This is a genomic window from Aurantimonas sp. DM33-3 (assembly GCF_014334315.1).
In the GTDB taxonomy this organism is placed as follows: domain Bacteria; phylum Pseudomonadota; class Alphaproteobacteria; order Rhizobiales; family Rhizobiaceae; genus Aurantimonas; species Aurantimonas coralicida.
Window position 1 is genome coordinate 98,226 of the sequence record NZ_JACSGS010000017.1, and the last position, 11,247, is coordinate 109,472.

Here is an 11,247-nt window from a genome sequence, read left to right on the forward strand (position 1 = left end):
GATCAAGTCGTTTCTGCCGATTGCGTCGATAGCGGTTCTCGGCCCACACTTTGGACAAGGTCTCGTTCTGGGCACGCCTAATTCGTGGGCAGAACGGTGCCGCGAGGGCTGCATTTTCGCGCTCTCGATCATCAACAGGAGAGGCCATGACCAGACTATCGAAACTGTCAGCCACAGCCCTCGTAGCCTTTGCGCTGGGCACGTCCGCGGCCACGGCTCAGGAAACCATCAAGATCGGCGGCATTGCGCCGCTCTCGCCTCCCGGCGGCGTCCAGACCGGGGAATCTCTGCGCGACGGCATGACCATTGCCGTCGAGGAGATCAACGCGAACGGTGGCCTTCTTGGCAAGCAGATCGAGCTTGTTGTCGAGGACACGTCGGGCGTTCCGGAAAAGGGTGTCGCCGCATTTGAACGCCTGGCATCGAGCGAGGGCGTCGTGGCCGTGACCGGCAGCGCGCACAGCGCCGTCTGTACCGCCGTTGGTCCTGTCGCGGAAAAGTACGAGATACCTTTCGTTGCCGGCGAATGCTGGTCGGACGCGGTCACCGCCGCCGGCATTCCGGAAGTCTTTCGCATCACCGTTGCTAACTCGCTGGTCTATTCAGTTGCGGCGGACTGGGTGAAGGAAGCCGGGTTCAAGAACATCGCGATCATCTCCGAGAATTCCGACTGGGGTTTCGGCATCATCGACGTGTTCACCAAGAACCTTCAGGACACCGGGGCGAACGTCACTTCGTTCACCGCCGAGCGCACCGTCAGTGATTTCACGCCACAGCTTCTGCAACTTAAGCGCGCCGATCCACAGCCAGACCTGATCGTAGCCGGCTTCACCGGCTCCAATCTGCTCCTCATGCTGCGGCAGGCCTATGATCTGGGACTGGCACCCTCCAAGGATACGGCGATCTTCGCCGCCGGTGCCGACGTCCTCGAGCCGGAATTCTGGAACGTCATGGGCGATGCCGGAAAGTACGTAATCGGCAACCCTGCCGGTCTTCCAGGCAAGCCGGATACCGAACTGTCCCGTTCGTTCTCGGAGGCCTACCAGGCTGAGTTCGACCGCCCGGCAAACGCTGTCGCGATGGAAGGTTATGACGGTGTCATGGTCATCGCCGAAGCGATCAAGGCGGCGGGAGCCACCGACGGGCCGGCGCTGCAGGAGGCGCTACGCCAGCTTCGCTGGAACGGCACGCGCGGCGAGATCTATTTCCCGCAGGACAAGGACCCAGCCTGGAAGTTCCAGCAGTGGCCGGATGTGCCGATCTTCGTGATCCAGTACACCGAAGCGAACCAGACTCCGTCAGACTCCGCCATTCTGTGGCCGCGGGCCGAAGCGACCACGGACGAGCTCGTGATTAAGCCCTGAACAGCGAGAATCCGCGCTGAAATTGGAAACCCCGCCGGTGCAGACCGGTGGGGTTTTTGTTTGGCATCAGCTGACTGCGCAAGTGCCGGCCGGTAGGACAGCTTCGTCAGAACAGCCAGTCTGCAATGGTGTCGCGATACGTCTCATCGAAATGCGCCTTGCTGCCCTCGATCTTGTTCGCGCCAAGTTCCAGCACGTAGATGTAATCGGCGACGTCGGTGCCTGCGATGACGTTCTGGTCGACCATCAGGATCGTCCGACCCTGCTCGTCGACCAGTTTGCGCAAATGATCGTAGATCACCCCTGCCCGCTTCGGATCGAGGCCGACGGTCGGCTCGTCGATCAGGATCAGATCCGGATCGGCCATCAGTGCCAGTTCCAGCTGCATGAGCCGCTGCTGGCCGCCCGACATGAGGCCAGCCCGACGCTGGCGGAATTCCTTCAGATACTGGGCCCGCTCGAAGACCCGTTCGGTTGCGGCGCGACAGCGCGGCCGGTCGGCCCGGAACGACCACGTGGCGATCTCGATGTTCTCCGCTACGGTCATGTCCTTGAACAGCGCGTGGCCCTGCGGAACATAGGCGATCCCCATGCGCACCAGATCGCGCGTTGCGATACCTGACATGTCCTTATCGCCGTAGCGGATTGACCCGGCGTGGGGTCGCAATTGCCCAATGATCGTCTTGAGCAGCGTCGACTTTCCGACGCCATTGGCCCCAATGATCGTGGTCAGCTGCCGCGGCCGGGCGATGACGCTGACACCGCTGAGAATGTCGATGTCCCGGCTGTAGCCGGCGCGTAGATTCGAGACCTCAAGCTGCGTCATGACGATCCCCCAGATAGGCCTCCAGAACGGCTGGGTTGGCACGCGTTTCGTCCGGCGTGCCGTCGCAGATGATGTCTCCGTAGCTCAATGTGACGACCCGGCGGCAAAGTCCGAAAATCGAGCCCATGTCGTGGCTGATGAGGATGATCGTCACGCCGTTCCCGTTCCACTCGCGGATCCGCTCGTACATGAAGCGCTTGAGCTCCGGATGGACCCCGCCGAAGGGCTCGTCCAGCAGAACGAGTTTCGGCTGGAGCATCATGATACGGGCGAACTCCAGCAGCTTGGCCTGACCGCCGGACAGGTTGCCGGCCGGCTCCTGGGCGAGACGCGTCAGCTTTAGATCGTCCAGCACCGCCATGGCGCGTTCGGTTGCGACAGCCCGACTCTCGCTCCAATCCGATAGCCCGGATACCAGCATGTTCTCCAGCACCGTCAGCCGGCGGAACACCTTGGTGACCTGGAAGGACCGGCCGATGCCAATGCGCGCGAGACGATGCGGCGACAGGCCGGCAACGGGCGCGCCGTCATAGGCGATCGTTCCTGCGTCGGCATCGTAATAGCCGCTGACGATGTTCAAAAGCGTCGTCTTACCGGATCCGTTCGGCCCGATCAGGCCAACCAGCTCGCCTGCTTCGACCGCCAGATCGATGTCGTTCAGGGCGACGACGCCGCCGAACCGCTTTCGCAGCCCCCGGACGATGAGTTGGTCAGTCATGGCGCTTCCTCCGGCTGGTGACCGCATCGATGAACGTGCCGAAGATGCCGTTCGGTGCAAAACGCAGCATCAGGATCGTGACCAGGCCGAAGACCACCAGCCGCCATTGCTCCACTTCGCGCAGCATCTCCAGCATTACCTGCAGCAGCATTCCGCCTAGAGCGGCATAAAGGATGTTGTGAAACCCGCCGATTACCGCCATCGCCAGGACGATCCCCATCTCCTGCAGAGACATCATCGACGGCGTGATGAGCTGTACGAAATGCGCGTAGAGCCCGCCGGCAAGGCCTGCAAACGCGCTGGACACGGCGAAAGCGACGCACTTCCACAAGGTGACGTCGACGCCGAGACTGGCGGACCCGTCCTCGTCCTCGCGGATCGACTGGAAGAACAGGCCTACCCGCGAACGCAGGAGTAGTCCCATGGCAATCAGGCAGACCGCGGTCACGACGAGAAACAGATAGTAGTAGTCGAACCGACTGCCGTCCGGGATGAGCGCCGGGACACGCAGTCCCAGGCTTCCCTCCGTGATCCCGTGCTCGGCGGTGACGGTAATGCGCAGAATCTCGCCGAAGGCGATCGTGGTCAGGCCAAGATAGGCACCATGCAGCCGGAGCGTCAGCCAGCCCAGTGCGAAGCCGACAAGCCCTGCCACAACGACGCCCATAGCGAGGCCGACGCCGACCGGCAGCCCCAGGTGGATGACACTCAGCGCCGAAGCGTAGCCGCCGAGACCGCTCATCGCCGCCTGCGCGAAACTGATCCGTCCGACATAGCCGACGAGCAGCGACCAACTCGCGGCCAGAAGCGCGTAATAGAAGCCGATCGTAACCGTGTAGATCCAGTAGTCGGAAAGCCCGACCAGGGGCAGCACGGCGAAGCCGAAGGCAAGCACCGCGAAACCGGTGACCTTCATCGACGCGAAACGGCTCATGCCCGGCGCTCCGCGCGACCGAAGAGACCCTGCGGGCGCAACAGCAGCACCGCCACCAGCACGAGCAGCCCGTAGGCGTCCTTGTAGGCGAGTGCCCGACTTGGGTCGGGGATCAGGATCGTGGCGAAGCTTTCAACCTGACCGAGGATCACAGCCCCGATGATCGCGCCGGGCACGGAGCCGAGTCCACCGAGAACGACGATGATATAGGCCTTGATGACGGGAACGACGCCCATGGGCGGTGTGACGTTAAAGACGGGGCCGATCAGCGCGCCGGCGAGCCCTGCCAGAGCGGCGCCGACACCGAAGGCGATCAGCCCCGCACGCTGCACGCTGATCCCGTAGATTTCGGCGGCCATCCGGTCCTGGCTGACGGCGCGAACAGCCTTGCCAGCCCACGTATAGCGCAGCGCCAGGATTACGGCGGTCATGAGGATGATCGCAGCTGCGGCGGCGGCCAGCCGGTCACCGCTGATGATCAGTTCGCCGATTTCGACCCGGCCTCGCACCAGGGGCTCCGGCCTTTGCGGCCAGGGGCCGAAGATGCTGTTGGCGAAATTCAGGAGGAAGATCGACAGGGCGAAGGTGATCATGATGGCGTATTCTTCGGGTCGATCGATCTTCCCCGTATGGATCGGGCGGATCAGCAGCCATTCGATAGCAGCTCCCACGGCGAACAATGCCACCGCCGCGACCAGAAGAGCGAAAAGCGGCGGCAGGCCGAGCGCGCTGATCGCGAGATAGTAGGCATACCCACCCAGCATGTAGAGCTCGCCATGGGCGAAGTTCACGATCCTGAGGACGCCGAAGATAACTGCCAGCCCCAGCGCGGTCAGCGCATAGAAGGAACTGATGATCAGACCGTTGATCGCCTGTTCGGAGATCGCCAGGAGGCTCATGCTCTTGCTCTTCGGTTCTGCGGGGAGACGGTGGGGCAGCGGGAACGATGGACGCTTTCCACCGACGGGACAATGGGGTTGCGGTGCAGCAATAGTCGCAAGTAGGCACACTTAAAGCGACACCTCGCGACATATTCGGCGCAGGCGTGGAAGCACGGATCGGTTATGACTGCGGCCCCACCGTTTACGGCGAACCATGCGAGAGATTGTGCCATGCCGCAGACCGATATCGTCGCGCTGCCCTTTGTCGAACTCGCGCGCCTCATGGCGGCAGGAGAACTGACCAGCGAGGCATTGGTGGCGGAGTGCCTGGCTCGTATCGAGGCGCAGGACGCCGCGCTGCACGCCTTCGTGGCGGTCTATTCCGAAGCCGCTATCGCCACAGCCCGCCGGCTCGATCGCGAGCGTGTCGAAGGTCGGGCGCGCGGCCCCTTGCACGGCATTCCCATCGCAGTGAAGGATCTCGCCGACACGGAAGGCCATGTCACCGGCTTCGGCTCTCGCGCCTATGGCACGACGCCCGCAATTGCGACCGCGCCCTTCCTGCGCCGCCTGGAAGATGCCGGCATGGTGCTGATCGGCAAGACGCAGATGGTCGAGTTCGCCTTCGGCAGCTGGGGCACCAATGCCGCGCTCGGCGCGCCGCGCAATCCCCGCATGGCCGACGATCACTACGTTGCCGGCGGCTCCAGCAGCGGCTCGGCGGTGGCGGTCGCAGCCAGCATGGTGCCCGCGGCGATCGGCTCCGACACCGGCGGCTCGGTCCGCATCCCGGCGGCGCTTTGCGGGACGATCGGCCTGAAGACGAGCCGCGGCGTGGTGTCCACCGACGGCGTTGCGCCGCTGTCCCCGAGCTTCGACACGATCGGGCCCCTCACCCATCACATCGACGATGCGAGGCTGATCTTCGCGGCCATGCGCGATCCAACAGCGACGGTGTCGGCTCTCATGTCGGATCCGAACAGGTCGATTGGCACCGTTCGAATACCGCCGCGGGCCGAACTGGACCCCCTTGATCCGGCCGTGGCGGCAGCGTTGCTTGCCAGCATCGCGGGCCTCTCGGAGACCGGCCTGTCGGTGCAGCCACTTGTTCTGCCGCGTGCATTCGTCGACTATCAGGCCGAGACCGGCGCGATCATGGCGAAGGAGGCTTATGGCGCGCTGCGCCACCTCGTCGAGGATCCTGATCTGCCGCTCGACCCGGCCGTGCGCAGCCGCGTCCGCCAAGGCGCCGCCATCGACGATGCGGCCCATGCCGCACGGGTCGCTGCGCGCCACCAGGCGCTTGGCGCACTCGAGGAGATGCTCGGGAAGGACGATGTTATCCTCTTGCCGACAACGCCCTTCCCCGCCTGCCGTCTGATCGATGTCGAGGAGGCGGTCTTCCCCATGTCGCGCCTGACGAGACTGGCGAACTATCTCGATCTCTGCGCGATCTCCGTGCCGGTGGCCACGACCGCGACCGGCCTGCCCATCGGCATGCAGATCTGCGCGCGACACGGTCGCGAGGACCTCGTCATGGCCGTGGCGGCAAAACTGCAGGCTGCCATGCAACAGAGGAATCTGGTCGTTGAAGACTGAACGTGAACCGGTCGTGCCTGCCGCCTGCAGACAGGTGAGTGCGGTTCGCCACCTTTGTCGATTGTCGCCACACATCGAAGATGCAGGAATTCGCATCTCAAGCAAACGCGCGGAAGAGCACTCGACTCCATCTCGATGCGGCGGCCGGACTGAACAGCGGCTAGATATCCAGGATTGGTCGGGGCCCGCTGCGGAAAGCCCATCTGGAGAAGGTTCTTTCCGACATCAGTCCAATCAGAACCGAAATCGAAGCCGTCGCCGCGACGGCAAAGACCAAGCGGCCGACGAGGACGCCCATTGGATTAGCGCCGAGCGCGACGACGACCAGCGTGTCTTCAATGACGCCATGGGCAAAGCCCATGAAGACGCAGGCGAGAAATATCTGGCGCGCGGAGATCGCACCCGATCGCGCCTCGCGGATCAGCAGGCCGCCGCCATAGGAGATCCCAAGGAGCAGACCGACCGCCGTGAACTCTCCCGCCTCCCCTCGAATGCCGACGAGCCGCAGCAGGGGCGCCAGTCCCCGCATCATCAGGTCCAGCAGCCCGGTGGCGGCCTTCAGGATGTCCAGCATCCAGGACAGAGCCAGGAAGATGACTAGCATCGCGGCCATCGTCTCCAGTAGGCCGAAAAGGAAGTCCCCCCAGCCCGGCTCGACGTTCATTGGGATCCAGGCAGGATTTACCGGCGACGCCAACCAGCCGGTCGCCACGAGCAGGCGGTGCAGCAGGAAGGCGTAGAGGACACCACCGAGGAGGCGGAGGACCGTCGTGACAATCAGCGCGGGCCCGGCCTTCTGGATGATCTTCTGCTCAATGGGCAGGCCATGGGCGAACAGCAGAAGGGCCGAGAAGACAGTGATGTTGCCGACGCTCAGATCGGCGGTGACGTTGTGATATATTAAAGTTGGCTGGATGCGGCGGCTCACGACCCAACCAAGCCCTTCATGGCCCTCCAGCCTTACACAGAGAGCGGACCGTCGGTTTGTGAAACGGAATACTTGAGTTCTGTTTCAGATTCGATCTCGAAATTGCAATATCCGAGACATGGCGTAAGCCCCTGCTAAGGCGATTCGTCCTGCGATCTGGGGGTTGTATGCAGCTTTTTCCCTACCTTGAGTCCTTGCCCGCCGAGATAGCGGCCGTGTCTTGGCTTGCCATTCTGGCAACATGGTTTGGAACCGGCCTCGTCGAACCGTTTCAGGGCTTTCTGGCTGCGCTGACGATCCTGCCATTTCTATGGATCAGTACATCACGCGGTCAGGGGAAGCTGGCGCTCGCGGCATTCCTGCCCGTCGCTGTTCTCGCAGTGGCTGCCGGAGGTTACTGGTTCGCCCTGACCGGCGTTGTCGACGATGGCAGGATTGTCATCGACGAGGTGGCAGGGATGTTTGTCGCTGCGATCGGCGGTTGGAAAAGCCGGCCATGGACGCTGGCGACCGCGCCCCTTTACGCGGTGCTTGATCGTCTCAAGCCTTGGCCGCTTTCTCAGGTCGAGCTTTTCCGCAAAACTGATATTGGGGTACTCTTGGATGATTGCGCCGTGGGAATGGTCGCCGCAATCGCTGTGATTGCCGTGCGCTGGATGATCCGGCGCGCGAAGACCGAACGATAGGCTTTGTATCAGGACGGCCCTTAGGGCCGTCCTTTGGTTTCCATAGATGTTATCGAGGTTCAGTCGTCCCAAGTCGGCATTGATGAAACGGTCTGGGCGTCCGCACTCAAAACGAGACGGCTTTCCGAAACAGAAAACTGGTCGATCGGGATGACGCGATCCTCACGGCCATAGTCAGTTGCGTTGTCATCAAAATCGACGGCAATCCCTTGGGCTGTGTTCTGATCAGGGCCGACCACGTCCTCAACCTCACCGATTTTCGTGCCATCGCTCGTATAGACGTCAAGCTCACCGACAGCATCGGCTGTCAGGTTGAAATCAGACACCATCGTCTGGTCTGCCACTTCCACCATAGCGCCCTGTTGCGCCAGAGCCGGGACGGCAATGAGTGAAAGAGCTGCTGCGGCAAGAATCTGTTTCATAGGTTATTCCTCCTGGTGCACTGCTGCACCTGAAAGGCTCGAACGGGTTTTGTCGTTCCACGGGCCTCGGGAGAGATCGTTTACTAGGAAATTGTGCCCACTCAGAAGTCTGGAAGAGCCATGGCGGAAACTGGGTGATGACGGTTTGAGAAAGGCGGCGTATCGGGGCGGTTGTTGAAGCCTGCCCGAACCTCCAGAGGAGCGATACGCCTTGTGTGGTTGCCGCCCGTGATGCAAGAAGTTTTCTACCTATGAGCATGTGATCGAGCGCGGTCTTGTGTGAGGCCTGTTTCTGCGGCGTTCACGTGCCGCTGGCCGGTATGGTGATCCGCGAAACGGGTCCAAATCTATGAAACGAGCTCGGGGCTCTGGCGTATCGCCTGGTTTTACCGTCCGGATCTGTTCGATCTTTTGCCCATTCTGGTCTTCGGCTTCTCACACCTCCGTCACCGGCGGCGGGCTGTCGTCCGCGCCATGAAGCTCATGCAGCGGCAGCCCATGCCGGATCACGATAGTCCTCGTTCTTTGTCAGCATGGCCCAGATTGCCCGCGCCATCTTGTTCGCCAGAGCGATGGCGACGAGCATCCGCGGCTTTCTCTCTGCCATGCGCGCGAGCCAGGACCCCTCGGGAATAGTCCGGCGGCCTAGCCAGTTCAGTCGCGACATCGACCCGATAATCAGGAGTCGTCGGATGTCGGCTTGGCCGGCCTTCGACACACGCCCCAGCCGTTGTTTGCCGCCCGTGGAATGCTGACGCGGGACAAGCCCGAGCCATGCCGCAAAGTCGCGGCCGCGCCGGAAGCTTGTCATGTCCGGAGCAAAGGCTTCGACCGCCAACGCGGTCAGCGTTCCGACCCCCGGCATCGTCTGCAAACGCTTTGCCATGTCGTCCGAGGCGGCCAATTCCGCGGCGCGCTTCGTTCGGGCTTCGATCCGGGTGGTTTTCTCCGCGATCTGCGCCATCATGTCCCGACATTCCTCACGGACCAGCGCGGGCAGATCGCTGTTTGGCTCATCAAGCAGCGCCTCAATTCGCTTGAGCTGTCTGATTCCCAGCGGAATGGTATGGCCGTATTCGTAAAGGACTGCGCGCAATGCGTTCACCAGTTCTGTACGCTGGTGGACAAGGCGCTCTCGGCTGCGGAACATCACAGCACGCGCCTGCTGTTTCTCTGACTTCGGTTCGACGAAACGCATCTCGGGGCGTTGCGCGGCAATGACGATTGCCTCGGCATCTGCCATGTCGTTCTTCTGGCGTTTTACGAAGGGCCGGACGTACTGTGGGGCGATCAGTTTCACCTCATGGCCGAACTTGACCATCTCGCGCGCCCAATAGCTGGCGCTGCCGCAAGCCTCCATCACCACCACAGTTGGTAGCTGTTCCGCCATGAACTTCAGGAACTGCAGCCGCGTCAGCTTCTTTCGGAACTTCACTTGCCCCGTCATCGAGGCGCCGTGGAGCTGGAACGCATTCTTTGCCAGATCCACGCCGATCATCGTATCCTTCATCTGCCGTCCTCTCCGCTTCGTGGCTCTTAACACCACGACCTTGGCACATCGCGATGCCGTATCGGGAGGGCGGCAACCACCCCATCTATGACGACGGATACCACCGTTCCGCATTTCGACATCCCGACGCGATCGAGGATCCCCTTACCTCGGTGCTGCACGATGGGGCCCGCCGGTTGCTCGCAGAAGCGATCGAAGCGGAAGCCGAGGTATTCTTGGCTGCGATGCAGGAGGAGCGGCTTTCTGACGGCCGGGCTCGTTTCGTCCGCCACGGCCATGGCCCAGAGCGAACCATCCAGACGGGCATCGCCCCGGTGCCGGTTCAGCGAGCGAAGGTTCGCGACCGCGGCGGCAATGCTGGTGACGGGTCCGGCGAAGGCGCCGACCGCATCACGTTCACCTCGGCGATCTTGCCGAAGTGGGCACGGCGAACGAAGAGCCTCGATGCCCTGCTGCCGGTTCTCTACCTGCGCGGCATCTCGACCGGCGATTTCCAAGAGGCCCTTGCTGCGCTGCTGGGAAGGGACGCCCCGAACCTGTCGCCGTCGGTGATCGGACGTCTGAAGGACGAATGGACGGACGAATACGATCGCTGGCAGCGGCGCGATCTGTCGGCCCGGCGCTACGTCTACATCTGGGCCGACGGGGTCTATCTTCAGGCACGGATGGAGGATGATGCCGCTTGCATGCTCGTCATCGTCGGCGCCACGCCCGAAGGCAAGAAAGAACTCGTCGGCTTCCAGGTCGGTGTCCGCGAGAGTGCGCAGAGCTGGCGCGAACTGCTCGTCGACCTGAAAGCACGCGGTCTCGCCGCCGCGCCCGAGATCGCCGTCGGCGACGGAGCACTCGGCTTCTGGAAAGCGCTCGAGGAGATCTTCCCCGGAACGCGCCACCAGCGATGCTGGCAACACAAGCTCCTCAACATCCTCAATAGGGTCCCGAAGTCGGTTCAGCCAAACATGAAGACGGACTTGCGCGAGGTGCGGGACGCGGCGGAACGGGCGAGTGCCGAAGCGGCCATCGCGGTCTTCGCCGAGAAGTACGGCGCCAAATATCCCAAGGCTGTCGAATGCCTGACTAAGGACCGCAACGCGCTCCTGGCCTTCTTCGACTTTCCGGCCGAGCACTGGGACCATTTGCGGACCTCGAACCCCATCGAGAGCGTCTTCGCCACGGTCCGGCACCGGACGGTCAGAACAAAGGGAGCAACTGTCGCAGAAGACCGCCCGGTTGATGGTCTTTAAGTTCGTTATCGCTGTTTGATCCCGGGTTTTGATGGTGCAGTCTTTTCGCAGGGATGGAAGGATGCGCTATGGTCCAAGTTCTTCATGGATGCGCCACGACGACAGAGGCGGTCCGTCGAGCGATACAGCATAGTC

10 protein-coding genes and 1 pseudogene are annotated in these 11,247 nt (G+C 62.4%); 4 read left to right on the forward strand and 7 right to left on the reverse strand.

The annotated features are described in order from the left end of the window. Window positions 1-146: 146 nt before the first annotated feature. Window positions 147-1,364 carry an ABC transporter substrate-binding protein gene (locus tag H9Q09_RS18955; RefSeq protein WP_187392329.1) on the forward strand — a complete coding sequence of 406 codons (1,218 nt, stop codon included), beginning with the start codon at window positions 147-149 and terminating at the stop codon, window positions 1,362-1,364. A 106-nt stretch (window positions 1,365-1,470) separates the two neighbouring features. Here H9Q09_RS18955 and H9Q09_RS18960 read toward each other — a convergent pair whose 3' ends face one another. Genes H9Q09_RS18960 through H9Q09_RS18975 form a run of 4 tightly spaced genes read right to left on the reverse strand, consistent with a single transcriptional unit; the run spans window position 1,471 to window position 4,852 of the window. Beyond that, the gene (locus tag H9Q09_RS18960; protein WP_187392330.1) at window positions 1,471-2,190 is read right to left on the reverse strand and encodes an ATP-binding cassette domain-containing protein; all 720 of its coding nucleotides are present in this window, start codon (window positions 2,188-2,190) and stop codon (window positions 1,471-1,473) included. Next, on the reverse strand, window positions 2,177-2,908 hold the full coding sequence (locus H9Q09_RS18965; protein ID WP_187392331.1) for an ABC transporter ATP-binding protein: 732 nt from the start codon (window positions 2,906-2,908) through the stop codon (window positions 2,177-2,179). The genes H9Q09_RS18960 and H9Q09_RS18965 overlap by 14 nt, the downstream gene beginning before the upstream one ends. Next, the gene (locus H9Q09_RS18970; RefSeq protein WP_187392332.1) at window positions 2,901-3,842 is read right to left on the reverse strand and encodes a branched-chain amino acid ABC transporter permease; all 942 of its coding nucleotides are present in this window, start codon (window positions 3,840-3,842) and stop codon (window positions 2,901-2,903) included. The genes H9Q09_RS18965 and H9Q09_RS18970 overlap by 8 nt, the downstream gene beginning before the upstream one ends. Then, window positions 3,839-4,852: a branched-chain amino acid ABC transporter permease gene (locus tag H9Q09_RS18975; protein ID WP_348646333.1), complete on the reverse strand. Its 1,014-nt coding sequence runs from the start codon at window positions 4,850-4,852 to the stop codon at window positions 3,839-3,841. The genes H9Q09_RS18970 and H9Q09_RS18975 overlap by 4 nt, the downstream gene beginning before the upstream one ends. 102 nt (window positions 4,853-4,954) lie before the next feature. Here H9Q09_RS18975 and H9Q09_RS18980 point away from each other — a divergent pair, with 102 nt between their 5' ends. Then, a complete protein-coding gene (locus H9Q09_RS18980) occupies window positions 4,955-6,322 on the forward strand; it encodes an amidase (RefSeq protein WP_187392333.1) in 1,368 nt (455 codons plus the stop codon). A 160-nt stretch (window positions 6,323-6,482) separates the two neighbouring features. Here the strand turns inward: H9Q09_RS18980 and H9Q09_RS18985 are convergent, their stop codons facing one another. Continuing rightward, window positions 6,483-7,250: a nucleoside recognition protein gene (locus tag H9Q09_RS18985; protein WP_187392334.1), complete on the reverse strand. Its 768-nt coding sequence runs from the start codon at window positions 7,248-7,250 to the stop codon at window positions 6,483-6,485. Window positions 7,251-7,417: 167 nt separating this feature from the next. Between H9Q09_RS18985 and H9Q09_RS18990 the strand changes: the two genes are divergently transcribed. Further along, a complete protein-coding gene (locus tag H9Q09_RS18990) occupies window positions 7,418-7,936 on the forward strand; it encodes a phosphatidylglycerophosphatase A (protein ID WP_187392335.1) in 519 nt (172 codons plus the stop codon). 59 nt (window positions 7,937-7,995) lie between these two features. Here the strand turns inward: H9Q09_RS18990 and H9Q09_RS18995 are convergent, their stop codons facing one another. Further along, window positions 7,996-8,358, reverse strand: a complete 363-nt coding sequence (locus tag H9Q09_RS18995; protein ID WP_187392336.1) for a PRC-barrel domain-containing protein — start codon at window positions 8,356-8,358, stop codon at window positions 7,996-7,998. 481 nt (window positions 8,359-8,839) lie between these two features. Then, entirely contained in the window at window positions 8,840-9,868 is a 1,029-nt protein-coding gene (locus H9Q09_RS19000) for an IS110 family transposase (RefSeq protein WP_187392337.1), read from the reverse strand. A gap of 53 nt (window positions 9,869-9,921) precedes the next feature. Here H9Q09_RS19000 and H9Q09_RS19005 point away from each other — a divergent pair. Continuing rightward, window positions 9,922-11,125 (forward strand): annotated as a pseudogene (locus H9Q09_RS19005) (IS256 family transposase); the annotation flags it as partial. Between the last annotated feature and the right edge of the window lie 122 nt (window positions 11,126-11,247).